This window comes from Arthrobacter sp. E1SS-5 (genome assembly GCF_057073715.1).
Genome location: NZ_CP172703.1, coordinates 4,260,400 through 4,284,078, shown reverse-complemented (window position 1 = coordinate 4,284,078; position 23,679 = coordinate 4,260,400). Strand labels below are relative to the sequence as shown.

25 protein-coding genes are annotated in these 23,679 nt (G+C 67.9%); 18 read left to right on the top strand and 7 right to left on the bottom strand.

Annotated elements, in window-relative coordinates:
• The first annotated feature begins 13 nt into the window (after positions 1-13).
• Genes pcaH through ACIGJD_RS19915 form a run of 9 tightly spaced genes read left to right on the top strand, consistent with a single transcriptional unit; the run spans position 14 to position 7,561 of the window.
• Positions 14-883, top strand: coding sequence for a protocatechuate 3,4-dioxygenase subunit beta (pcaH, locus tag ACIGJD_RS19955; RefSeq protein WP_483687648.1), 870 nt, complete (start codon positions 14-16; stop codon positions 881-883).
• A gap of 5 nt (positions 884-888) precedes the next feature.
• Positions 889-1,446, top strand: a complete 558-nt coding sequence (gene pcaG, locus ACIGJD_RS19950) for a protocatechuate 3,4-dioxygenase subunit alpha (RefSeq protein ID WP_483687647.1) — start codon at positions 889-891, stop codon at positions 1,444-1,446.
• A complete protein-coding gene (locus tag ACIGJD_RS19945) occupies positions 1,443-2,915 on the top strand; it encodes a lyase family protein (protein WP_483687646.1) in 1,473 nt (490 codons plus the stop codon). The genes pcaG and ACIGJD_RS19945 overlap by 4 nt, the downstream gene beginning before the upstream one ends.
• Positions 2,908-3,726 (top strand): alpha/beta fold hydrolase, encoded by an 819-nt coding sequence (locus ACIGJD_RS19940; RefSeq protein ID WP_483687645.1) that lies wholly within the window; start codon positions 2,908-2,910, stop codon positions 3,724-3,726. The genes ACIGJD_RS19945 and ACIGJD_RS19940 overlap by 8 nt, the downstream gene beginning before the upstream one ends.
• Positions 3,723-4,148 carry a 4-carboxymuconolactone decarboxylase gene (gene pcaC / locus ACIGJD_RS19935; protein ID WP_483687644.1) on the top strand — a complete coding sequence of 142 codons (426 nt, stop codon included), beginning with the start codon at positions 3,723-3,725 and terminating at the stop codon, positions 4,146-4,148. The genes ACIGJD_RS19940 and pcaC overlap by 4 nt, the downstream gene beginning before the upstream one ends.
• On the top strand, positions 4,145-5,347 hold the full coding sequence (locus ACIGJD_RS19930; protein ID WP_483687643.1) for a thiolase family protein: 1,203 nt from the start codon (positions 4,145-4,147) through the stop codon (positions 5,345-5,347). The genes pcaC and ACIGJD_RS19930 overlap by 4 nt, the downstream gene beginning before the upstream one ends.
• A gap of 3 nt (positions 5,348-5,350) precedes the next feature.
• Positions 5,351-6,049 carry a 3-oxoacid CoA-transferase subunit A gene (locus tag ACIGJD_RS19925; protein WP_483687642.1) on the top strand — a complete coding sequence of 233 codons (699 nt, stop codon included), beginning with the start codon at positions 5,351-5,353 and terminating at the stop codon, positions 6,047-6,049.
• Between the two features lies 1 nt (position 6,050).
• Positions 6,051-6,740, top strand: a complete 690-nt coding sequence (locus ACIGJD_RS19920) for a 3-oxoacid CoA-transferase subunit B (RefSeq protein WP_483687641.1) — start codon at positions 6,051-6,053, stop codon at positions 6,738-6,740.
• A gap of 11 nt (positions 6,741-6,751) precedes the next feature.
• A complete protein-coding gene (locus ACIGJD_RS19915; protein WP_483687640.1) occupies positions 6,752-7,561 on the top strand; it encodes an IclR family transcriptional regulator domain-containing protein in 810 nt (269 codons plus the stop codon).
• A gap of 87 nt (positions 7,562-7,648) precedes the next feature.
• Here the strand turns inward: ACIGJD_RS19915 and ACIGJD_RS19910 are convergent, their stop codons facing one another.
• Positions 7,649-8,986, bottom strand: a complete 1,338-nt coding sequence (locus tag ACIGJD_RS19910; RefSeq protein WP_483687639.1) for an MFS transporter — start codon at positions 8,984-8,986, stop codon at positions 7,649-7,651.
• Positions 8,987-9,129: 143 nt separating this feature from the next.
• Here ACIGJD_RS19910 and ACIGJD_RS19905 point away from each other — a divergent pair, with 143 nt between their 5' ends.
• From ACIGJD_RS19905 to ACIGJD_RS19875, 7 genes are all read left to right on the top strand, one after another.
• The gene (locus tag ACIGJD_RS19905; protein WP_483687638.1) at positions 9,130-9,966 is read left to right on the top strand and encodes a shikimate dehydrogenase family protein; all 837 of its coding nucleotides are present in this window, start codon (positions 9,130-9,132) and stop codon (positions 9,964-9,966) included.
• Between the two features lie 113 nt (positions 9,967-10,079).
• Positions 10,080-10,859 (top strand): IclR family transcriptional regulator domain-containing protein, encoded by a 780-nt coding sequence (locus tag ACIGJD_RS19900; protein WP_483687637.1) that lies wholly within the window; start codon positions 10,080-10,082, stop codon positions 10,857-10,859.
• Positions 10,860-11,029: 170 nt separating this feature from the next.
• Positions 11,030-11,686, top strand: coding sequence for a GntR family transcriptional regulator (locus tag ACIGJD_RS19895; RefSeq protein ID WP_483687636.1), 657 nt, complete (start codon positions 11,030-11,032; stop codon positions 11,684-11,686).
• 170 nt (positions 11,687-11,856) lie between these two features.
• Complete coding sequence (locus tag ACIGJD_RS19890) at positions 11,857-13,053, top strand: Re/Si-specific NAD(P)(+) transhydrogenase subunit alpha (protein ID WP_483687635.1); 1,197 nt, start codon at positions 11,857-11,859, stop codon at positions 13,051-13,053.
• The gene (locus ACIGJD_RS19885; protein WP_483687634.1) at positions 13,053-13,358 is read left to right on the top strand and encodes an NAD(P) transhydrogenase subunit alpha part 2; all 306 of its coding nucleotides are present in this window, start codon (positions 13,053-13,055) and stop codon (positions 13,356-13,358) included. The genes ACIGJD_RS19890 and ACIGJD_RS19885 overlap by 1 nt, the downstream gene beginning before the upstream one ends.
• Positions 13,355-14,728 carry an NAD(P)(+) transhydrogenase (Re/Si-specific) subunit beta gene (locus ACIGJD_RS19880; protein ID WP_483687633.1) on the top strand — a complete coding sequence of 458 codons (1,374 nt, stop codon included), beginning with the start codon at positions 13,355-13,357 and terminating at the stop codon, positions 14,726-14,728. The genes ACIGJD_RS19885 and ACIGJD_RS19880 overlap by 4 nt, the downstream gene beginning before the upstream one ends.
• A 72-nt stretch (positions 14,729-14,800) precedes the next feature.
• Complete coding sequence (locus ACIGJD_RS19875) at positions 14,801-15,721, top strand: diacylglycerol/lipid kinase family protein (RefSeq protein WP_483687632.1); 921 nt, start codon at positions 14,801-14,803, stop codon at positions 15,719-15,721.
• Positions 15,722-15,727: 6 nt separating this feature from the next.
• Here ACIGJD_RS19875 and ACIGJD_RS19870 read toward each other — a convergent pair whose 3' ends face one another.
• From ACIGJD_RS19870 to ACIGJD_RS19850, 5 genes are all read right to left on the bottom strand, one after another.
• A complete protein-coding gene (locus ACIGJD_RS19870) occupies positions 15,728-16,453 on the bottom strand; it encodes a maleate cis-trans isomerase family protein (protein ID WP_483687631.1) in 726 nt (241 codons plus the stop codon).
• Between the two features lie 8 nt (positions 16,454-16,461).
• Positions 16,462-17,889, bottom strand: a complete 1,428-nt coding sequence (locus ACIGJD_RS19865) for an amidohydrolase family protein (protein WP_483687630.1) — start codon at positions 17,887-17,889, stop codon at positions 16,462-16,464.
• Positions 17,890-17,919: 30 nt separating this feature from the next.
• Complete coding sequence (locus ACIGJD_RS19860; protein ID WP_483687629.1) at positions 17,920-18,708, bottom strand: aspartate/glutamate racemase family protein; 789 nt, start codon at positions 18,706-18,708, stop codon at positions 17,920-17,922.
• The gene (locus ACIGJD_RS19855; protein WP_483687628.1) at positions 18,705-19,388 is read right to left on the bottom strand and encodes a GntR family transcriptional regulator; all 684 of its coding nucleotides are present in this window, start codon (positions 19,386-19,388) and stop codon (positions 18,705-18,707) included. The genes ACIGJD_RS19860 and ACIGJD_RS19855 overlap by 4 nt, the downstream gene beginning before the upstream one ends.
• 80 nt (positions 19,389-19,468) lie before the next feature.
• Positions 19,469-20,827 (bottom strand): MFS transporter, encoded by a 1,359-nt coding sequence (locus ACIGJD_RS19850; protein ID WP_483687627.1) that lies wholly within the window; start codon positions 20,825-20,827, stop codon positions 19,469-19,471.
• Between the two features lie 261 nt (positions 20,828-21,088).
• Here ACIGJD_RS19850 and ACIGJD_RS19845 point away from each other — a divergent pair, with 261 nt between their 5' ends.
• On the top strand, positions 21,089-21,622 hold the full coding sequence (locus ACIGJD_RS19845) for an HPP family protein (RefSeq protein ID WP_483687626.1): 534 nt from the start codon (positions 21,089-21,091) through the stop codon (positions 21,620-21,622).
• On the opposite strand, the gene ACIGJD_RS19840 is transcribed toward ACIGJD_RS19845, so the two are convergent.
• Positions 21,582-22,424, bottom strand: coding sequence for an ACT domain-containing protein (locus tag ACIGJD_RS19840; protein WP_483687625.1), 843 nt, complete (start codon positions 22,422-22,424; stop codon positions 21,582-21,584). The two genes, ACIGJD_RS19845 and ACIGJD_RS19840, sit on opposite strands and share 41 nt — an antisense overlap.
• A gap of 154 nt (positions 22,425-22,578) precedes the next feature.
• On the opposite strand from ACIGJD_RS19840, the gene ACIGJD_RS19835 reads away from it, so the two are divergent.
• Entirely contained in the window at positions 22,579-23,655 is a 1,077-nt protein-coding gene (locus ACIGJD_RS19835) for an FUSC family protein (RefSeq protein ID WP_483687624.1), read from the top strand.
• Positions 23,656-23,679: the final 24 nt, after the last annotated feature.

The window sequence follows — 23,679 nt, the reverse complement described above, 5'->3', positions numbered from 1 at the left end:
AAAGGAGCCAGCCGTGTCGGAAAACATCACCGAGGAGCTGGAGTCGGAGGAACTCGTGCCCCCGGCCGAACCAAAGGCTGCCCACCAGCTGGACAAGGCCGTCGAGTCGCAGGCGGACCTCAGTGCAGAGATCACCGCCATTGGCGAGGCCTATCAGCGGGCGCTCAAGGACGGCGCCGGGCAGGAGACCCAGCCGCGGCTGGACTACCCGCCCTACCGCAGCAGCATCCTGCGCCATCCCACCAAGAGCCTGCAGCACGCGGACCCGGAAACCATTGAGCTGTTCTCCCCGGCTTTCGGGCACCAGGACGTGCATGCGCTGGAGTCGGACCTGACCATCCAGCACAACGGAGAGCCGCTGGGTGAGCGGATCATCGTCTCCGGCAAGGTCCTGGACGGCGACGGCCGCCCGGTGGCGGGCCAGCTGGTGGAAATCTGGCAGGCCAACTCCTCCGGCCGCTACATCCACAAGCGCGACCAGCACCCCGCACCCATCGACCCCAACTTCACGGGCATTGGCCGCTGCATCACCGGCCCGGACGGCTCCTACCGCTTCATCACCATCAAGCCCGGCGCGTACCCATGGAAGAACCACCTGAACGCCTGGCGGCCGGCGCACATCCACTTCTCGCTGTTCGGCAGCGAGTTCACCCAGCGGATCATCACCCAGATGTACTTCCCGGGTGACCAGCTTTTCCCGCTGGATCCGATCTACCAGACCATCGTGGACCAGGACGCCCGCGACCGCCTGGTGGCCACCTACGACCACAGCCTGACCGAACCGGAGTGGGCCCTGGGGTACAACTGGGACATCGTCCTGACCGGCCCCAAGCGCACCTGGACCGAGAACGAAGCATACGGCGACGCCGGAGATGAGGAGTAGGAACTATGAGCACCAAACTGGTACCCACCCCCGGCCAGACTGTGGGCCCGTTCTACGGCTACGCCCTCCCGTTCGAGAAGGACAACGAGCTGCTGCCTCCCGGGTTCCCGGGATCCATCCGCCTGCAGGGCACGGTTTATGACGGCGCCGGCCACACCATCCCGGACGCCATCCTGGAGATCTGGCAGCCGGACGCCGACGGGAAGGTTGTCCAGCGCACCGGTTCCCTGGTCCGCGACGGCTACACCTTCACCGGGTGGGGCCGCGGCGCCGTAGGCAACTCCGGCGTCTACACCTTCACCACCGTCAACCCCGGCCCCACCAAGCCGGGCGCGGCCCCGTTCATTTCCGTGGCACTCTTCGCCCGCGGCCTCACCAACCGGCTGTTCACCCGCATCTACCTGCCGGAGGACACCGAGGCCCTGGCCAACGACCCGCTGCTGAGCTCGCTGGAGCCGGAGCGCCGCAGGACGCTCATCGCCCGCCGCGACCCCGACGGCGGCCTCACCTGGGACATCCGTCTCCAGGGCCAGGACGAGACGGTCTTCCTGGACTTCCAGTGACGCACGCCGCCGCTTTGGGAGATTTGCGCGCCTTCGCGGAAGAGGCCGACGCCGGCCTGCTCAGTCCCGTGTCAGCCTCGCCGCTGGTGGCGGCACTGACGGGGGACCGGGCAGTGCTGGCGGCCCTCCTCGCCGTCGAAGCCGGCTGGGCCGCCGTGCTGCAACGGGCCGGGCTGGCGCCCGCCGGTTCGGCCGCCGTCGTCGCTTCCGCCGCTGAGGCGGGGCGCTACGACCTGGCCGGTATCGCGCTGCGCGCCCAAGGCGGCGGCAACCCGGTGATTCCGCTGTTGGCCGATCTCCGCCGGAACGTGGCGGCGCTGGACACCGCCGGAGTCGGGGCTGCGAAGGCCGTACACACCTCGCTGACCAGCCAGGATGTGCTGGACACAGCCCTCATGCTCCTGGCCCGGAACACAGTTCACGCCGTGCTGGCGGATCTGAAGGGCACTACGACGGCGCTCGCCACCTTGGCAGGGCAGCATGCGGACACGCTATGCGTGGGCAGGAGCCTGACCCAGCATTCCCTTCCCTTCACCTTCGGGCTGCGGGCAGCGCAGTGGTTCCAGGGCGTGGCCGCCGCGGGCCGTCAGCTCGAGGCACTGCAGTTCCCGGTCCAGTTCGGCGGTGCGGCGGGAACGCTCGCGGCCGGCACCGTACTGACAGACGGCTCCTCGGCCACCCCCTTCAGCCTGGCCGATGCCCTCGCCACCCAGCTGTGCCTGGCCCCGGCCGCGGCGCCCTGGCACACCAACCGCCTTGCCATCACCTCCCTCGGGCACGCGCTGGCTTCCGCGCTGGACGCCTTCGGCAAAATCGCCGCGGACGTTCTGTTCCTCAGCCGGCCCGAGGTTGCAGAGCTCGCCGAACCGCGTGCTGCCGGCCGCGGTGTATCGTCCGCCATGCCGCAGAAACAGAACCCGGTGCTGTCCGTCCTGGTCCGCAGCGCCGCACTGCAGGCACCACAGCTGGCAGCGCAGCTGCACGTGGCCGCCGCCAACTTCAACGACGAACGCCCGGACGGGGCCTGGCACGCGGAGTGGCCTGCCCTCCGGCAGTTGCTGGCCCTGGCCCTTGGGGCCGCCGGACACCTCCGCGAACTCGCCGGGGGGCTGCAGGTGTTCCCGGACGCCATGCGCAGGAACCTGGACCTGTCCGGCCCGCTGCTGCTGGCCGAGGGCGTCAGCGCCGCCGTGGCACCGCTGCTCGAGGAGCAGGACGGCCGCAGCGGCAAGCAGCAGCTCCAGGACGTGGTGGACCGTACCCTGCAGGCGCCGCCCGCGGAGCAAGCCGGCACCTACCGGAAGCTGCTCCGCGAAGCCGTCCCCGCCGGCGTCGTTCACGACGCCCGGCTGGAGGAACTCCTGGATCCCGCCAGTTACCTGGGCCAGGCGGCGCAGATTTCCCGCCGCATCCTGGCAGCCTTCCCTGACTTTGTTTCCCCCGACGCGAATGGAGCTTCCCGTGGCTAAACCGGCCCTGAAGGCAGCGCTGCTGTCCCCCCAGCGACCCCTGGGCGACCACCCCTTGGTGGTGGCCGGTCCGTCCCTGGGCACGTCGTCGATCCTGTGGAACAGGGTGGCGTCCCTGCTCGGCAATGACTACGACGTGGTGGCCTGGGACCTGCCGGGGCACGGCGTCTCGCCCTCCGCCGCCGAAACCTTCGACGTCGCAGCCCTCGCAGACGCCGTGGTGGAGCTGATTGATTCGATCGCCCCCGGTGAGAACTTCCACTACGCCGGTGTTTCCCTGGGCGGTGCCGTGGGCCTGCAGCTGGGCATCAAGCACGGCGAACGGCTCAAGAGCCTCTCCGTCCAGAACAGCGGCGCCAAGATCGGCACGCCGGAGGGCTGGCTGGAGCGCGCCGAAACGGTCCGCACGCAGGGCACTCCGGTGATGATCCAGGGCTCGGCGCAGCGTTGGTTCGCACCGGGCTTCATGGACCGGGAGCCCGACTTCAGCAGCCGTCTCCTGCACTCGCTGCGGGACGCGGACCGCTTCAGCTACGCCTTCTGCTGCGAAGCCCTGGCCGCCTTCGACGTGCGCCGGGACCTCGGCAGCATCACCGTTCCTACCCAGGTCATCGCAGGTGCGCTGGACGCAGTGGCCACGCCCGCCATGGCCGAGGAAGTGGCAGCGGGAATCACCGTCGGCGGCGGCACCGCCACTGCCGTGACCATTGAAGGCATCTCCCACCTTGCCCCGGCGGAGGCACCCGCGCACGTCGCGGACCTGATGCGAAGCCTCCTTACCTGGGCCGAATCCCGGCAGGCTGCCAAATGAGCGGCGCCGAACGTAACGGAGTTGTCCAGCCCGACGCCACCAGCCAGGAGATTTACGACGGCGGCATGGCAGTCCGGCGCCAAGTCCTGGGCGACGCACACGTGGACCGTGCCAACGCCAACAAGGATGAGTTCACCGAGGACTTCCAGGACATGATCACCCGGATCGCCTGGGGCGGCATCTGGACCCGTCCCGGGCTTCCCCGCCAAATGCGTTCCGCCGTGACCATCACCGCCATGGTGGCGCACGGGCACTGGGAGGAACTGGCCATGCACATCCGCGCCGCCCTCCGTAACGGCCTGAGCAGGGACGAAATCAAGGAAATCCTGCTCCAGACCGCCATCTACTGCGGCGTCCCCTCCGCCAACACCGCCTTCAAGACCGCCCAGCAGGTCTTTCGAGAAATGGATACCACCCCGTGAACCAGGCTTTTGTGTACGACGCCGTGCGCACCCCGTTCGGCAAGTTCGGCTCCGGCCTCGCGGCCGTCCGGCCGGATGATCTTGCCGCGCACGTGATCAAGGAATCCGTGCAGCGCGCCCCTGGCCTTGATCCGGAGCGGATTGATGAGGTGGTGTTCGGCAACGCCAACGGCGCGGGCGAGGAGAACCGCAACGTGGCCCGGATGGGCACCCTGCTTGCGGGCCTGCCGGTGTCCATCCCGGGCACCACGGTGAACCGGTTGTGCGGGTCCTCGCTGGACGCGGCGATCATTGCGTCCCGGCAGATCAACGCCGGCGATGCCGACCTGATGCTCGTAGGTGGCGCGGAGTCGATGTCCCGCGCGCCGTGGGTTTTGCCCAAGACGGAGAAGCCGTACCCGGCCGGGGACCTGAACCTGGCGTCCACCACGCTGGGCTGGCGCCTGGTGAACAAGGCGATGCCCAAGGAGTGGACCATCTCCCTGGGCGAGGCCACCGAGCGGCTGCGCGAAAAGTACGGTGTCACCCGGGAAGCGCAGGACGAGTTCGCCGCAGCTTCGCACAACCTGTCGGCCGCCGCCTGGGACGAAGGGTTCTACGACAACCTCGTCGCCCCGGTCCCCGGGACGGACCTGGTGCGGGACGAGGGCATCCGGGCCGGTTCTTCGGCGGAGAAGCTGGCCGGGCTCAAGACGGTGTTCCGGGCAGAGGACGGCACGGTCACCGCCGGTAACGCGTCCCCGCTGTCCGACGGCGCCTCCGCGGCCTGGATCGGATCCGAGGCGGCCGCCGGGCTGCTGGGGCTGGATCCGCTGGCGCGCATCGCCGGGCGCGGCGCGCATGCCAATGATCCGCAGTACTTTGGCTACGCCCCCGTCGAGGCCGCCAACAAGGCCCTCGCAAAGGCGGGCATTGGCTGGGAGCAGGTGGGCGCCGTCGAACTTAACGAAGCGTTCGCCGCGCAGTCCCTGGCCTGCATCAACGCCTGGGGCATTGACCACTCGATCGTGAACCGGCACGGCGGGGCCATCGCCATGGGCCACCCGCTGGGCGCTTCCGGGACCCGGATCCTGGGCACCCTCGCCCGGTCCCTGCAGGCCTCGGGCGAACGCTGGGGCGTGGCTGCGATCTGCATCGGCGTCGGCCAGGGCCTGGCCGTCGTCCTTGAGAACGTGACTGCTTCGAACGGAAAGGCCTAAGCCATGTTGAACTTTGTTGATTCGGTCCAGGACGCCGTGGCCGGCATCAAGGACGGCTCCACCGTGATGATCGGCGGGTTCGGCAACGCCGGCCAGCCGTTCGAACTGATCGACGCCCTGCTGGAATGCGGCGCCACGGACCTGACCGTGGTGAACAACAACGCCGGGCAAGGGGACCAGGGGCTGGCGCTGCTGATCAAGGAAGGCCGGGTGAAGAAAATGATCTGCTCCTTCCCGCGGCAGTCCGATTCCTGGCACTTCGATGCCAAGTACAAGGCCGGTGAGATCGAACTCGAACTCGTCCCGCAGGGCAACCTCGCAGAGCGGATCCGCGCCGCCGGGGCCGGGATCGGCGGATTCTTCACGCCCACCGGCTACGGCACCATGCTGGCCGAAGGCAAGGAAACCCGCTTCCTGGACGGCAAATGGCAGGTCTTCGAGACCCCCATCCACGCCGACGTCGCCCTGATCAAGGCCCTCAAAGCCGACGGCAAGGGCAACCTGGTCTACCGCAAGACCGCCCGGAACTTCGGCCCGATCATGGCCGCGGCCGCGAAGCACACCATTGCCCAGGTCTCCGAGATCGTCCCCACCGGCGGGCTGGACCCGGAGAACGTGGTCACCCCGGGAATCTACATCAACAGCATCGTCAAAGTTGCCGGCAGCGCTCCCGCTGCGGGCACAAACCGGAAGGTGGCTTGAGATGAGCCTGACCGAAACGTCCCTGCAGACCTCGGCGACGGCGATGGGCCGGGATGACCTGGCCCGGCTGGTGGCCAGGGACATCGCACCCGGGTCCTTCGTGAACCTGGGCATCGGCCAGCCCACCCTGGTGTCCAACTACCTCACCGAGGAACAGAACATCACCCTCCACACGGAGAACGGGATGCTCGGCATGGGCCCGGAAGCCAAGGGCGACCAGATCGACGGCGACCTCATCAACGCCGGCAAGATCCCCGTCACCGAACTCCCGGGCGCCTCCTACTTCCACCACGCCGATTCGTTTGCGATCATGCGCGGCGGGCACCTCGACATCTGCGTCCTGGGCGCCTTCCAGGTCTCCGCCACCGGGGACCTGGCGAACTGGCACACCGGCGCGCCCGGGGCGATTCCCGCCGTCGGCGGTGCCATGGACCTGGCCACCGGCGCCAAGGACGTCTTCGTCATGATGACCCTCCTGACCCGCGAAGGTGCCTCCAAGATCGTGGACGCGTGCACTTACCCGATCACCGGCGTCGGCTGCGTGACCCGCGTCTACACGGACAAGGGCGTGTTCCTCACCGGCCCCGACGGCGTCACCGTCCGCGAAACCTTCGGCTGCACCCTCGAAGAACTCCAGGAACTCATCCCCGTCCCGCTCAAAACCGCGCCCGCCGTTGGAAGCGCCACCTAGGATTGGTAACCATGACCGACGCCGTCCGCACGGAGACCCAGCCCCCGCAGGCCAGCGACCAGTACGTCCAGTCGCTCGCACGGGGCCTGGCCGTGATCCGTGCCTTCGACGCCGACCGCCCCGTCATGACCCTGACGGAGGTCGCGTCCCGCACCGGGCTGACCCGCGCCACCGCACGCCGGTTCCTGCACACGCTCGTGGAACTCGGCTACGTGCGGACCGACGGCAAGACCTTCGCGCTGACGGCAAAGGTCCTCCAGCTCGGCTACGCGTACCTCTCCGGGCTGTCCCTGCCGCAGCTGGCCCAGCCGCACCTTGAGGAACTGTCCCTGAAGCTGGGCGAATCCACGTCCGCTGCCGTGCTGGACGGTACGGACATCGCCTACATCGCCAGGGTCACCACCCGCCGGATCATGACCATCGGGATCACGGTGGGGACCAGGTTCCCTGCGTACGCCACGTCCATGGGCCGGGTACTGCTCGCGCACCTGCCCGCGGCGGAGCTCAAGGCATACCTGGCGGCCGCGGACATCAAGCCGCTCACTCCGCGCGCCCTGGGAACAGTTCCCGAGCTGCTCGCCGTCCTGGAAACCGTCCGCGCCCAGGGCTGGTGCCTGCTCAACCAGGAACTGGAACTGGGCCTCATGTCCGTGGCGGCGCCCGTGTATGACGGGGCCAAGGTGGTGGCCGCCGTCAACGTCTCCCTGCAGGCCCAGTCCGTGGAGGCCAAGCCGGACCCGGACGCCTACCTGGCAGCGGCCACCCAGGAAATCGTGGCCACCGCCAAGCTCATCTCCGCAGACCTCACTGCCCGCGGCTGACTTTTACCCGGAGCTTAACGGAAGAGGCCGACGGCGGGTGCTTCCCGCCGTCGGCCTCTTCCTGTTGGTTGCGTGGTTGTGAAGGCCCTACCGCACGTGGTTGCCCAGTTCCCGGAGTGGGGTCTTGGCGGTCTCGCGCGCCCACCAGGCACCCGCGACGGCGAGGATTGAGGAACCTGCCACGATCCAGGCTGCGGGTCCCCAGTTGGCCTTGTCCGCTCCCACCAGGGCGGTGCCCAGCAGCGGGGTGAAACCGGCGCACAGGATACCGATCTGGAGGCCGATCGCCATGCCCGAGTAGCGGACCTTGACGTTGAAGAGCTCGGAGAACCAGGCCGGGTAGATGGCGTTGGACATGGCGTAGGTGCCGGCCGTAATCAGCGTGCTGGTCAGGAAGATCATCGGGATGTTCCCGGTGGAGATCACCCAGAAGTAGACAAAGATCATGGCACCGGAACCGAGCACGCCCCCGATGAAGATGGGCCGCCGGCCAAGGCTGTCGGACCACCGTGCCATCAGGGGCTGGCTGGCGATCGCCAGGACGTTGCCCAGGATGCTCACCCAGAGCATGGTGGAGGCCGGGACACCCACCGAGACGGCGTACGCAAGACCAAAGGACTGCATGAACGTATTGGTGACGGTTTCGAAGGACATCAGCGCCACCTGGAAGAACTGTGCCGGGTGGGTCTGGAACATCTTGGCGAAGGGCAGCTTCACCAGTTCGCCGTGGTCATGCTTTTCCTCGAAGACCTCCGGCTCCTCCAGGGAGCGGCGCACCAGGTACGCGACGATGAGGACCACCAGGGAGAGCCAGAAGGGAATCCGCCAGCCCCACGCAAGGCGGTCTGCCTCGCTCATGGCCGCCACCGGCAGGAACGCAAGGGACGCCAGCACGATGCCGGCCGAGATGCCGCTCATGGCGAAGCTGGCAAAGAAGCCGCGGCGGCCTTCCGGGGCTTCCTCCGTGGACAAGGCCGAGGCCCCGGCGGTCTCGGCGCCGGCGGACAGGCCCTGCAGCAGGCGCAGCACCACCAGCAGCGCGGGGGCCCAGTAGCCTGCCAGGCTGAAGTCCGGCAGGGCGCCGATCAGGAACGTGGCGCTGCCCATCAGGACCAGGGTGAGAACAAGGGTGTTCTTGCGCCCGATCTTGTCACCCAGGTGGCCGAACACCACCGCGCCGAACGGCCTTGCGACGTAGGCGACACCGAAGGTGGCGAAGGACGCGATAAGCGCCACCGTGGGGTCACCCGCAGGGAAGAAGATCTTCGAGAAGACGAGGGAGGCGGCGGTGGCATAGATGAAGAAGTCGTAGTACTCCAGCGCGCCGCCCAGGAAGGCTGCCAGCGCTGCCTTCTTTGCGCGCTTGAGGCGGCGCTGCTCCTCGGGCGTCGCCTGGGCCTGGGCTCCTGCTGCGATGTTGGTCATTGTGGGGTTCCTTCCACGCTGAAGGCGGGGATCTGTTCTCATTTGTACGCATAGCGAACAAGTGTGCGAAATGCGTCTAAAAAGAGGATACTAGCCGGTGACGCCAATCACAACGTCCATCTCTGCGAAAGGTGGAGCACTGCATGGAACCCCACACGCACCCTTACCGCCTGGTCCTGATCGGGTCAGCGGCTTCCCAAGCCATGTCGCCCGCGCTATGGAACCCCGTCCTGGCCCGGCTGGGTAACGGCTGGAGGTACGAGGCATGGGACGTGGCTCCGGACGCCGACCTCGCCCAGGTCCGCAGAAAGCTCCTGGATCCGGATACGGTGGCCGCCAACGTGACCATGCCGCATAAGCATTGGGCGGCGGATACAGCTGATGAGGCCGACGAGTCCGTGAGGCTGAGCGGTGCCTGCAACCTGCTGGTGCGGGCAGATGGAAGGCTGGAGGCCCACAACACCGACATCACCGCTGCCCGGAAGCTGCTTGGGCCCGCCTACCAGCGCCATGCCCTCCTGCTCGGGGCAGGGGGAGCGGCACGCGCAGCCCTTATTTCCATTCGGGAACAAGTGGGGGCCGTGTCCATTACGGACCGCGATCCCCATGCTTCCGCCGAGCTGCTGGAGCTGGCGCGCGAACTGGGCCTCGACGCGCATGCCATCACATGGGAGCATGCCCGGGACGCCGCCGCGGATGCCTCCCTGATCGTCAACGCCACGCCCATTGGGAAAAGCACCTCCGACCCCGCGGCCTGGGGTGATGCTGCACTGGCGCCCGACGCCGTCCTGTACGACTTCGTTTACGCCCGCCACACCACCCCAAGCGTGGCCTGCGCGGAGGCGATGGGCATCCGGTGCATCGACGGGTGGGACCATCTTCGGGAGCAGGCGGTGGCCATGGTGCCCCTCCTGGGGCTGAACGGAGAAGCAGAGGTGTTGTTGCAGGAATCCCTGGTCCGGCTCCGGGATACGCATTAGGACCTGATGCTTGGCCAAGCTTCCTCCGCGCCGGTGCCCGATATGATCGGACAGGTGCGGAAAGCCCGGCAATTCCGTGCCGGTACCGCCCGGTTGGTTCGGAGGGCAGGAACGTGGAGGAGCAGGCAGGCTACTTCGTTAAGTCGGTTGAGAAGGCTTTTGACGTCCTGCTTGCCTTTACCCCGGACCAGCCCCGGCTCACCGTCTCGCAGGTTGCGGCCCGGACGGACATGACGCGGGCTTCGGCCCGGCGCTTCCTGCTCACGCTCGCCGACCTTGGCTACCTCCGGGCCGTCGGACCGGCCTTCGAGCTGACCGCGCGTTCCCTGGACGTGGGCAGGTCCTATCTGGCCGCCCTGACCTTGCCCAAGGTGGCCGAGCCGCACCTGAGGGACTTGGCTGCGGAACTTAACGAAACAACGTCCCTGTGCATTCTCGACGGCGGCGACGTGGTCTACGTTGCCTGCGTTCCCTCTCCGCGGCTGCTGAGCGTGTCCATCACGGTGGGCACGCGCTTCCCCGCCTGGGCCACCTCCATGGGCCGCGTCCTCCTTGCCGGGCTGCCTGCCCCGCAGCTGGAGGAATACCTTCACTCGGTCCGGCTCCAGCGCTTCACGGACCGCTCGATCGGCAGCGTGGATGACCTGCGTGCCCAAGTGGAAGCGGCGAGGGCCAGGGGCTGGTGCATGGTGTCACAGGAACTGGAGGAAGGCCTCCGGGGTGTGGCCGTCCCGGTTCTGCGCGGACATGAGGTTGTGGCCGCGGCCAACGTTTCGCTGCAGACGCACCGTGCTGCGGCCCAGGACATCGAAGCGGCCGTCCTGCCACAGCTGATGGAAGCCGCGCGCCGCATTGCCCTTGATTACGGCGGTCCCGCCATTCAATCCAGGTAGCGCAGTCCCGCCGCTCCGAGCGGTCGGCGCATGCCGTAAATGTCCAGTCCGAGTTCCCCTCGTGGCCTCGTGGACGGTGCTGACGCACCTTGGAACAGGAGCTGGAGTACGCTGGATCCGGAAATTGTCAGCAAAATTGGCAACTGACAGGGACAGGGAGAAGGTTGGCTGTGGACACCGTGGATGGAGCGGGCCGGACCCTCACCGCCGTTGAGCTTGCAGAGCTCCTGCGCACCGCCATTGTCAGCGGCGAGCTCGTGCCCAACCAGCGCCTCGTGGAAGGGGACCTTGCCGCCGAGTACGGGGCCAGTCGGGGGAACATCCGGGTTGCCCTCTCGGAGCTGAGTGTCGAAGGCCTCGTGGAGCGTGTCCAGAACCGGGGAGCACGGGTGCGCGCGGTCTCCGTGGAGGAAGCGGTGGAGATCACGGAAGTGCGGGCCGCCCTGGAGGCGCTCTGTGCCCGCAAGGCTGCCGAACGGGCCGGCGATGCGGACATCGCTGAGCTGCAGGACCTGGCAGCCCGCATGAAGGACGCCGTGGACCGGGGCGACCGCGAGTCCTACTCGGAAGGCAACCAGGCGATGCACGAAAAGATCATCGCCATGAGCGCGCAGCAGACCGCGGCAGCAACCATCCAGCGGCTGCGGGGACAGGCCGTCAGGTTCCAATTCCGCCTTGCCCGCCAGCCGGGCCGCCCCGCCGTCTCCCTGCCTCAGCACCTCGCCATCATTGATGCCGTCTGTGCCCATGACCCGGATGCGGCGGCAGAAGCCATGCGGCTCCATCTGGAAAGCGTGGCGGACGCCATCCGCGCCAGCAACAAATAGGCGCAGTCCTTCAGCAAGTCAGTCACCGGGCCCAACCGGCCGGCTGACAGGCGAATCGTTACCACTAACCCTCCGGCCCCTACTCCCGCCGCGGCGCGTGGCGCTTTAGACTCAAGCCAACTGCGTGCAGCAGAGCCGCTGCACTGCTCGTCAGGAAGAGGAGTCGGCGGGTGAAGCTGGGGATTCCGCGGGAACGCCGGGAGGGTGAGCGGCGCGTGGCCGCCACCCCGGACACCGTCAAACAGTTGGCCGGGATGGGACTGGAGGTCCTGGTGGAAACCGGGGCTGGGGACGGTGCCGGGCACGCAGACTCCGGGTACCAAAATGCCGGCGCCACGGTGGTCCCGCAGCTGGACCTGGCCGTCCTGGACATCCTGGCCCACGTCCGCCCCCTCGACCCGCACACCGCTGCATCCCTCAAAAGGGGAGCCGTCACCGTAGGGCTCGCGTCGCCGTCGTCCGAACTCCCGGCCGTCCAGGCGCTCGCAGACAGCGGAGTGACCTCCTTCGCGCTGGAACTGGTCCCGCGCATTTCCCGTGCCCAGTCCATGGACGCCCTGACGTCGCAGGCGCTGGTGGCCGGGTACCGCTGTGTCCTGGAAGCCGCCATCCGGCTGCCCCGGTTCTTCCCGCTGTACATGACCGCGGCCGGAACCATCCCGCCTGCGCGCGTCCTGGTGCTCGGCGCCGGCGTGGCAGGGCTGCAGGCCATCGGCACCGCCAAGCGCCTGGGGGCGCGGGTCTTCGCCAACGACATCCGCCCCGCCTCCGCCGATGAGGTGGCATCCATGGGCGGCACCTTCATCCGGCTGGACCTTGAAACGGCAGAGGCGGCGGGCGGCTACGCCCGGCAGCTGAGTTCGGACGCCGGCACCCGGCAGCGCCAACTGCTGGCGCCGCACGTGGCGCAGTCGGATGTCCTGATTACGACGGCGGCAGTCCCCGGGCGTCCGGCGCCCCTTTTGGTGACCCGGGAGATGGTGCAGGGCATGCACCCGGGATCGGTCGTCGTCGACCTCGCCGCCGAGTCGGGCGGCAACGTGGAGGGCTCGGTGCCGGGCCAGGACATTCCCATCCCCACCGCCGACGGCACCGGCCACGTCACCCTGGTGGGGCTGAAGGACCCGGCCTCCGCGATGGCCTCGGACGCCTCGCGCCTCTACGCCAAGAACGTGGCCAACCTGCTGGCGCTGCTGGTCCGCGACGGCACCCTCACGCTGGATTTCGACGACGAAGTGTTGGCCGGCGCCTGCCTCACCCACGCCGGGGAGGTGCGGCACCAGGCCACGGCCGAATTGCTGGCGGCACGGGCGCAGGCCTCAACAGCCGGCGCCGCTGCCGCTGCCAGGCAGGAAGGAGGGCTCTGATGGACGGAATCGCCCTGCTGACCATTACGGTGCTGGCGGTGTTCGTCGGCTTCGAAGTGGTGTCCAAGGTCTCCAGCACCCTGCATACGCCGCTGATGTCCGGCGCCAATGCCATCCACGGAATCATCCTGGTAGGGGCCGTCATCGTGGCCGGCCAGGCAACCGACCCGTGGGTTCTCGCCGTGGCGCTGCTCGCCGTCGTCCTTGCCACCGCCAACCTGGTGGGCGGCTTCGTGGTGACGGACCGGATGCTGCACATGTTCCACGCCAAGAAGGACACAGCCACCAAGGCAGGCAGCAAATGAGCCTCCTCGATCCCGTCTGGACCTCCCTGCTCTACCTCGCCGCAGCGGTCTGCTTCATCCTGGCGCTGCGCGGGCTCAGCTCTCCCCGCACGGCCCGCCGCGGAAACCTGGTGGGCGCACTCGGGGCGCTGATCGCCGTCGTCACCGTCTTCCTGTCCGCCAGGCTGGAGAACATCCCCTGGATCCTGGCCGCCATCGCGGTCGGCTCGGCGGTGGCGGCACCGGTGGCCCGCCGCGTAAAGATGACGCAGATGCCGCAGCTGGTGGCCCTGTTCAACGGCGTGGGCGGCGGCGCGGCCGCCCTGGTGGCACTCCTTGAACTGGGCCATGCGGAGGACCCGTGGGTGCGGGTGGCTATCGTTTTCACGCTCCTGGTGGGTGCGGTGTCCTTCGCCGGCTCCGGCATCACATTCGCCAAGCTGCAGGAACTGATGACCACCCGGCCGGTGGTGTTCCCGGGGCTGCCGGTGGTGATGGCCGTGGTCCTGCTCGCCGCCGTGGGCGCGGCGGTGGCTGTGGTGCTTACTGCTTCGTTGCCCCTTGCGGTCCTCCTGCTGGTCCTGGGCCTCGCCGCGGGTGTCCTGCTGGTATTGCCCGTGGGCGGGGCCGACGTACCCATTGTCATCTCGCTGCTGAACGCCTTCACCGGCCTCGCCGTCGCCGCCTCCGGCCTGGTGCTGGGCAACGTCCTGCTGGTGGTGGCCGGCACCCTGGTGGGCGCCTCCGGCACCATCCTCACCCGTGCCATGGCCGCGGCCATGGGCCGGAGCGTGGCCGGCATCCTGTTCGGTGCCTTCCGGGGAGGTTCGACGGCGGGATCCACCGCCGTGAGCGAACGCCCGGTCCGCTCGTCCTCGCCGGAGGACGTGGCAGTCCTGCTGGGGTACGCCCAGCGCGTGATCATCGTCCCCGGTTACGGCCTGGCGGTGGCCCAGGGCCAGCACACCGCCGCCGAACTGGCCCAGGCACTCGAAGCGCGGGGCATCGAGGTGGATTTCGCCATCCACCCGGTGGCCGGCCGCATGCCGGGCCATATGAACGTGCTCCTGGCGGAGGCCAACGTGCCGTACGAGTCACTCAAGGAGATGGGCGAGATCAATCCGGAGTTCAAGACCACGGACGTGGCCCTGGTGGTGGGCGCCAACGATGTGGTGAACCCGGCCGCCAAGACCTCCTCGGGCTCGCCGATCTATGGAATGCCCATCCTGGAAGTGGCGGAGGCGCGCCAGGTGGTGTTCCTGAAGCGCTCCATGCGTCCGGGTTTCGCCGGGATCGAAAACGACCTGCTGTATGAGCCGCAAACGTCGCTGCTGTTCGGTGACGCCAAGGACTCGCTGGCGCAGGTGCTGGGCGCGGTCAAGGCCCTGTAGGCGCGGAACATACCCCGCGGCGGGATACCCTTCTTTCAGAAGCTTGCTTTCCATCCGCCATCAGAGGACGCCATGACTGACACCAGCTCCACTTCGCCCAAGCGTGCCGCCATCATTGTGAACCCTGCCAAGCCGGTGGACATCGACGTGCGCGGCCTGGTGGCCAAGCACTGCGTGGAGAACGGCTGGGGCGAGGCCATCTGGCTGGAAACCACCAAAGAGGACCCGGGTGTAGGCCAGGCCAAGGAAGCGCTGGCCCAGGGTGCGGACATCGTGATCGCGGCCGGCGGGGACGGCACCGTGCGCTGCGTCGCCGAGGTGCTGTCCGGCGGCGATACCCCCATGGGCCTGCTGCCCCTGGGCACCGGGAACCTGCTGGCCCGCAACCTGGGCATGGACGTCACCGATTACGACGGCGCCATGGCCGGGGCGCTGATCGGTACCGAGCGGAAGATCGACGTGGTCCGCGCCCGCCGCAGCGACCCGGACAAGGACCAGCTGTTCCTGGTCATGGCCGGCATGGGCTACGACGCCACCATCATGGCGGACACCAACGAGGACCTGAAGGACAAGGTGGGCTGGCTGGCCTACGTGGACGCGGGCATCCGCAACCTGCCGGGGAAGCCCGTAAAGGCAACCGTTGCGATTGACGGCAAACGGGTTGTCCACCGCGGCGTGCGCAGCGTGATGGTGGGCAACTGCGGCAAGGTCCAGGGCGGCCTGGAGATCTTCCCCGAGGCCAAGATCGACGACGGCTTGCTGGACATCGCTGTGCTGGCGCCGCACCACGGCAAGCTGGGCTGGCTGTCCGTGCTGGCCGGCATTATCGGCAAGGGCAAGAACAAGGACACCGCGGTTGAGTACTTCCAGGGCAAGAGCGTTGAAATCACCCTGGAGCACAAGGACGACTACCAGCTGGACGGCGACCACGAGGGCCAGGGCAAGCACGTGCTCATGACCATGGAGCCCGGTGCCCTGACCCTGCGGATGTAGGGCCGGTCAGCCCAGCAGCCGTCCCCAGCGAGGCTCCAGCAGCGGGGCGCCGGCCAGTTTCAGGGCGTGCCAGAGGGTGACCGCCACGGAGTCCAGCACGGGAACCCCGGTGGTTTCCTCGATCTCTGCGGTGATGTTGGCCCCGTACAGGTTGGTGCAGAGGTACACCAAAGCGTCCGGCGCGGCGGCCGCCAGCTCCAGGGAGCCGGGGCGCATTTCGTCATCGGTGACCCGGGCAAAGGACTCGTTGTCGCTCAGGCCCAGGGCCCGGTGGTCCACGGTCTTGATGCCTTCACGCTCGTAACAAGCGATGACCTGGTGGTTCACGTCTTCCGTGTATGGCGTGAACAGGCCGATGCGCTCCGTGCCGACGGCCCGGAAGGCCTCGAGATAGGCCAGCGTGGAGGTGGTGGCGGAGATCCCGGTGGCGCCGGTGATCTCCGCGGCCAGTTCCTGGTCGTGCGCGGACCCCAGCCACGATCCTGACGTGCCGTTCCAGGCAATCACGTCCACGTCCGCCGTCGCCAGCAGCTGTGCCGCCTCCCGCATGACGGCAGGGTCGAACTGGCGGTCCGAGGAGTCATCGAGCGCGATCCGGGTGACCGGGATCCGGGTGAAATGCACTGTCACGTCGGTGCGGCTGCCCAGGATGCGGTACGTCTGCGGTTCCAGGCAGGTGTTGGAGGACGGCACGATCATGCCGATCCTGCGGGGGCGAATGGTTGCAGGCATGGTGGCTCCTAGAGGGCGGCGGCGGGCAGGTGGGCGGCTTCGGAGGCGGACTGGTGCTGCCGGAAGCCGTTGCGGTGGATGAAGCGGCCTGCGGCGCCGGGATCGTGGAAGCCGTCCGCGTCCAGGACCACGCGTCCATTGGAAACCACGACGGCGGGCCAGCCCGTGAGTGCCTTCCCGTCGAAGGGGGAAAAGTCCGTTCCCATGTGCAGGGCTGCGCCGTCCACGGTGCGTTCCTCGTCGGGATCGAAAACCACCAGGTCGGCGTCGAAGCCTTCGGCGATGCGGCCCTTGCCGGGGACGGCGTTGATCCTTGCGGGTTCGGTGGCGAAGGCGCTGACAAACTGCTCCACGCTTGCCCCTGCGGAGGTCATTGCCGTGAAGGTGACCGGCATGCGCGTCTCCACGCCGGGCAGCCCGTGCGGCATGGCACGCACGTCATCGGTGCGCTCGCGTTTCTGGGACAGGTCGTAGCAGGAGTGGTCCGAGGACATGGTGTGGATGGCGCCGGAGGCCAGCCGCTCCTTCAGGGCCGCCACCGTTTCGGTGCAGCGCATGGGCGGGCAGCAGGCGAACCACTCGGGGAAGGTGGAGGCGTAGACGCTGTCGTCCAGGGTGACGTAATGCGGGCAGGTCTCGGAATATGCCTCAGTCCCGCTCTCCCGCGCCTGCGATACCAGGTCAACGGCGCCGGGCGTGGACTGGTGGACGAAGTACACCGGCGCACCCGTGTATTCGGCCATTGCCAGGGTCTCCTTGACGGAGATCTCCTCGGCCAGCTCGGGCCGGGTCCGGTGCAGGTGTTCGATGCCGATCCGGCCGTCCTGGGCGTGCTGCTCTGTGCAGTCGGCGATGATGGGGTCGTGCTCGGCATGGATGTAGGCCAGGCCGTCCAGCCGCACCATTTCCCGCATGACCTTGAGGATGGTGTCGCCGTCGGCCATGGTGGTTCCGCGGTTGGTGGTGTACATCTTCACCGAACGGACGCCCTCAGCGGCCAACTGCTCGAGCTGCCACGGCACCGTTTCGTCCCAGCTGATGACGGCGCCGTGGAGGGCCACGTCGCAGCGGGACTGGGTGGCCAGTTCCTTCTTGTGCAGGACGGCAGCAAGCGGGGTTTCCTGGGCATCACGGGGAATGCCGAAGTCGATGATGGTGGTGGTGCCGCCCCACAGGGCTGCGGTGGAGGTGGTGCGGTAGTCGTCAAGGGTGCGGAAGCGTCCGGTCACCTGGGCCACGTGGCAGTGTCCGTCCACGCCCCCGGGGATCACGAGCTTGCCCGTGGCGTCGATGGTCTGGTCCGAGGGAGGCACCGGCTGGGCGGCGTCGACGAGTTGGGTGATCTTTCCGTGGTGCACCACGATGTGGGCTTCCTGGCGGCCGTAGCTGTTCACCACGGTGGCGTTGGCAATAACGAGGTCTGGTTGGTGGGACATCGGTGTCTTCCTGGGTTGGTGAAGTGGGGCTTAGGCGGCGGGCTGTGGGGCGCCGGAGTGCTCCTGGCGGGCGGCGAGGGCAGCGTCCAGGTTGCCGGACAGGCCTTTGCGGTCCTTGGCCGGGGGCGGGGCAAAGGCGCCGGCGCGGTGGGTTCCGGACTGCAGCGCGGCCACCGCCTCCGCCATGCGGATGCCGGCGGAAATGCCGTCAACGACGGGCACGGGAATCTGTCCCTTGAGTTCGCGGGCCAGGCCTGCCAGCGGTGCGCCGGCAAGGATGACGACGTCGGCGCCGTCCTCGGCCACGGCCTGCCGGCTGAGTGCCAGCAGGGTTTCCCGGAAGTCCTGTTGGACGGATGCGATGCTGGGAAGGGAGTCGTTGATGGAACGGATCGAGGCCAGCCGGCCGGCCAGGCCGAACTGCTCCACGCAGTCGCGGTACCAGGGCTTGATCCGGTCCGAGATGGCAATGATGGAGAAGCGCTGTCCCTGCAGCGCTGCTGCGCACAGGGCGGCCTCGGTGATGCCGATGACGGGCACGTCGGCCAGTTCCTTGAGTCCCGGCATGCCGGGATCGCCAAAGGCTGCCACCACCACGGCATCCACCGGGTCTGCTCCCGGGCGCGTGTGTTCGGCGATGATTTCTGCTACCGCTCCGGCGGCGATGAGGGATTCGAAGCGGGTCTCGATGTACTCCACACCGTGGCCGGCCGTCCGGACCAGCAGGTCGGTGCCGGGGGAGGCGGACCGCAGCGCCTCGGATTCGATCAGTGCGGTGACATCGGCGCTGATGTTGGGGTTGATGACCAGGAGTTTCATTTTCTCTTCCGGTGGAATTCTGGTTCGGTTTTTTGGAAGTCCTCGGGGAACTGGTCCCGGTACTTCCCGATGTGGGATGCGGACTGGGCAGCTGCCCTGTCCGGGTCGCCGCTGGCGATGGCAGCGTAGAGTTCGCGGTGCTCGCGGATGAGTTCGGGCAGGTCGGCCACGTGCCGGAACAACCAGTGCATCCGGCCCTGGAGGGGTTCCAGGGCGGACTTGAGGAAGTTGTTGTCGGCGATCCGGGTGATGGCGTCGTGGAATTCGCTGTTGGAGCGGTGCGCTTCCATGACCGAGCCCTTCGCCAGGAAGGCCTCCGCGTTGTCCAGCAGGCCCTTGAGGTAGGCGAGGTGCTCCTTGGTGGCCCGCTTGGCGGCGAGCCGGCAGGCCAGCACCTCCAGGGACTGGCGGACGTCGAAGAGGTCCTCAACGTCCTTGGGGCTGAGGGTGCTGACCTCGGCGCCGCGTGCGCCGCGGTCACTGATCAGGCCTTCCATGCGAAGCATTCGCAGGGCTTCGCGGACCGGCAGCCGGGAGACGGAGAATTCGGCTGCCAGGTCCCGTTCCACCAGCCGCGTGCCGGGAGCGTAGTGTCCTTCGAAAATCCGGGTGCGGAGGGTGTCCCGGACAGTCTCGCGGAGGGGGCGGTCCTTGTCCTGGGTCTCTTCTGCGGTCAGCATGGTGCTCCATTCCGGATTCTCGTACGGCACTGCTCCCGGCTGCGGGGGCGTCGATTGCAAGTTTCCCTGCGAGGGTCAGCTTAGACAGGAAGCCGCTTGTTGTAGTTCAGGGTGAGGACGGAGGCGCCCATGATCACCGCGGAACCCACGAAGTACAGCAGCGCCCAGGTGTAGGAGCCGGTGGCGCCCACGATCAGGCCGACGACGATGGGGGTGACGAAGCCGGAGATGTTGCCGCTGAGGTTCATCGCCCCGCCCAGGACGCCGGCGTTGGTACGGCCACCCAGGATGGAGGGGATGCTCCAGAACAGGCCCACCCAGCGCAGGAAGAAAAGGACCACGGAGAGCAGGACCACGGCGGTGGTGGCGTCGGGGACCACGGTAACGCCCACCAGCCCTGCCACGACGATGGCGCTGGAGATGCCCAGGAGGGTCCGCATAACCAGGTTGGCGGAGGCGCCGGACGCACGCCACTTGTCTGCGATGGTGCCGCCAATGATTTCCCCGACGAACCCGGCGCCGAAGATCACCAGCGTGGACCAGCCGATGGTCTTCAGGTCGAAGCCCTTGGCCTGGGCCAGGTACAACGGGCCCCAGGTCAGCAGGCCGTAGAACACGCCGTTGAAGCCGAGCCAGCCCAGGCACATGGCCCAGAAGGAGCGGAACTTGAGGTAGGGGAGCAGCCCGCGCTTGCCTTTGCTGCCGTCCATGGCTGCTTCGGCATCCTCGGCGGCGTGCGACGCTTCGATGTAGGAGGCCTCGGCGTCGTTGACGCCGCGGTGCTGGCGGGGGTTGTCCCTGACGTACCACCACACGGCCAGGCCCATGAGGACCGTGGCGGCGCCGGCGATGACGAAGGCCCAGCGCCAGCTGCCCGTGGAGGCGATGAGGCCGGCAATAATAATGCCGCCAAGCCCGGCACCCAGGGGTGCGCCGGCGTCCAGGATCGTGGCGCCACGGCCGCGTTCTGACTTGTGCATCCAGATGGCGTTGAGCTTGCCGCCGGCGGGCATCACCCCGGCCTCCGTCACGCCGATGCCGAGCCGGGCGATGAACATGCTGAGGAAGCCGCCTGCCATGCCGGAGGCCGCCGTTGCAGCGCCCCAGCCAATGCAGGAAGCGGTCATCACTTTGCGGGGACCGAATTTGTCGATCAGCCAGCCCACGGGCACCTGCATCAGGGCGTAGGTCCAGAAGAACGCGGACAGCAGCAGGCCCACCAGCTCGGGGGCGAGGTTGAATTCCTTTTGGATGATGGGCAGCGCGACGGAGATGGAACCGCGGTCAATGTAGTTGACGGAGACCAGGACCAGGAGCAGCAAAAAGAGCTTCCAGCGGACGGCAGTGCGCCGTTGCGTGCCGTCCTTTCCGGGTTTGTCTGCGGTTCCGGGGGTGGCCTCAGGGGACGTGGCCGTTGTTTCGGTGTTTGGGATGGACACAGCTTCTCCTTCACGGGGAAGTTTACGGATGGGGGGATGCGAACGGTGCGGTACGTGCCCGTTGGGCCGTTGCCGATGGGGAGTGTCCGCTGGGCGATCCGGAGCGCCGAGCGGAAGCTTTGCAGTTTTGGGATCCCAACTTGGGATCCCAAAATCAAAGGTAGGAGTGACTCCCGCCACTGTCAAGGCTTATTGGGGCACCAGCTTCGTGGTCGGCTTTTCAACCGATTGTGACCGGCGGCCGGCGGGTATGGGTCAACCATGAACACACCAGCGCTGGAACAGGCTAAGAAGAAATGGAACAAGCTGGGCGCCGGACTGTACGCAGGGGTTCTGGGCATCGTTGTCCTTGCCGTCAGTGGCGCGGTGGGGCTGCTCATCCACCTGCCCTGGCTGTTTCCCAGCCTCGGCCCCACGGTGATGTTGTTCTTCGAATCGCCCGAACAGAAAGCCGCCAGGCCCGTCAACACCCTCGTGGGGCATGGCGTCGGGCTACTGGCCGGCGTCCTGTGCCTGTATGCGTTGGGCCTGCAGGGACAGCCGTCCGCGACCGTGGGCGGACTGACCCCGCTGCATGTCCTCAGCGGCGTATTGTCGGTGGGGCTCACCACGCTCGTGCTGACCTGGCTGGGGCTGCCCCACCCGCCCGCCGGAGCCACCACGCTGATCGTCAGCCTCGGCATCCTGTCCACCCCGGTCCAGCTGGCCTCCATGGCCGGTGCCATCATCCTGGTCACCGTGGTGGGCTGGGGGCTCAATGTTTTGTTGGGGACGCGGCCGGCCGATAGGAAGTGATTTCGGCCAGTTCGGCGAGCCGGTGGGCCCGCGCCGATTCCGCCGGGGTGAACGGCTCGCCCGGCCGGGAAAAGGTGATGGGCCCGTGCCATGCCGTGGGGATCTTAAGGCGCGTTCCGTCGTCGGGGCCTTTGCTGCCGGCGTCCGACGGCGGCAGGATCCTTGCGTGCAGCAGCTCGGCCACCGCCAGGGGCAGTTCCTCCGGGGCGGCAGCGATCCGTGCCGCGAGGCTCAGCGCCTTTGTCTGCCCGTCCGCCATGGCCAGCGCGGTGGTGGGCCACACGTGGGAACTTCCGCCGCCGCCGTCGTGCAGTGCCTCCAAAAGCTCCCGCTCGCGCACGTGGCCGGGGACCGAGAGGACGAACTCGTCCAGGACCCCGCCAGGCACAGGGTGGACGTGGATGCTGAGGATGTTGGTGTCCAGCCGCGCCAGCGCCCGTGTGATCCGCTGCAGCGAACCGGGCTGGTCCCGCAGCATGGTCCGCGCCCGCCACAGCGAAGGGGCCGCCGCCAGCTGCCGGCGGCGCCTCAAGGCAGGAGCATGCAGCCAGCGGAGCAGGAGCCGGGCAGCCGACGGCTCGGCCACCCAGATCACCAGGAACGTCGCGGTCAGCGTCAGTACCAGCACCTTGGCTACATAAGGAAGGTGGGTTTCCACCACCAGCGCGTGCACCAGCAGCTCGATGGGCAGCATCACGGCCACGTTCGCCGCAGTCAGTCTGGCCTTGGGCGGTTCCGGCATCTGGCCGCAGACCTCGCAGCGCAATTCTTTAGCGGCCGGGTGGGACGAAGGGTGCTTCATGGCTCAAGCATTGCCCCGCCTTGTTTCCCCTGCGTTGCCTTCCGATTCCATTCAGGGGAACGCGGCAGGCGCCGTCAGGGGGCAGGGCCGTAGGATTTATCAGGAACGTCAGCGTGGCCGCCCGTCCAGAATCCACCCCAGGAAGGCGCTGCCCGTGAAGATGTTTGCCGAGATGTTCACCATCGGCCCCGGCAACAAGGACCACCACCCGGCGCTGCGATGTGCCGTGGGCGTCTTCGTTCCCCTCATTACGCTGGTGCTGCTGGGCCGGCTGGACCTGGCAATCTTCGCGTCCTTCGGCGCCTTCACCGGAATCTACGGCCGCGGCGAACCGCATGCCGTCCGCTTCGTGCTGCAGCTGCGGGCCGGGCTGCTGATGCTGCTGGTGATCTTCCTGGCGGCGCTCGCGGCCCGCATGGGGCCTGCCTGGGGCCTGGATGGCGCTGCCCACACCTGGCTTTTGGTCCTGGCCACCACGCTGGTGGCGGGCGCCTGCTCCGTCGCCATCTCCTGGCTGCGGCTGCGCCCGGCTGGGTCGCTCTTCCACATTTTCGCGTTCGCCGCCATTGCGTCCATCCCCAACCAGCCGCCCCTTTGGCAGGGCATGCTGGTGGCTGTCCTCACCACGGTGTTCGCCCTGCTTGTCGGCTTCTCCTCCCGGATTCTTCCTTCCCACCGCACCCCATGGACCAGGCCTCCCCGGATCCGGCGCACCCCCGCGGAGAAGCGCACCGCCTGGCTTGAAGGGTTCGGCTACCTGGTGGCCGCGGGACTTGCCGGCACGCTGGCCACCTGGGCCGGGTCCAGCCTGGGATTCGGGCACAACTACTGGGCCATGGTGGCCGCCGTCGTACCCCTGGTGGGCCACACCACCCGGCACCGCGTGCGCCGCGGCATTCAAAGAATCATCGGCACGGTTCTGGGCCTGCTGGTCCTGGCGGCGATCCTGCTGGTGGGCCTGCAGCCCTGGCAGACCGTGCTCGTCATGGCGCTGTGCCAGTTCGGCGCCGAGATGTTCATCCTCCGCCAGTACCTCCTGGCCCAGGTGTTCGTCACCCCCCTGGCACTGATCTCCACCCTCCTGGTGGTTCCCGCCTCGCCTGTTTTCCTGTTGCGTGACCGCATCATCGAGACCGTCATTGGCGCCGCCGTCGGCATAGCAGTGGTGCTGGCTCCCGCCGTATGGCGCCGTCTGCGGCGCAGGCAGGGCCGCGTTACGACGGCGGCCTGACCGCCTTCACCGTCCGGCCCGCCT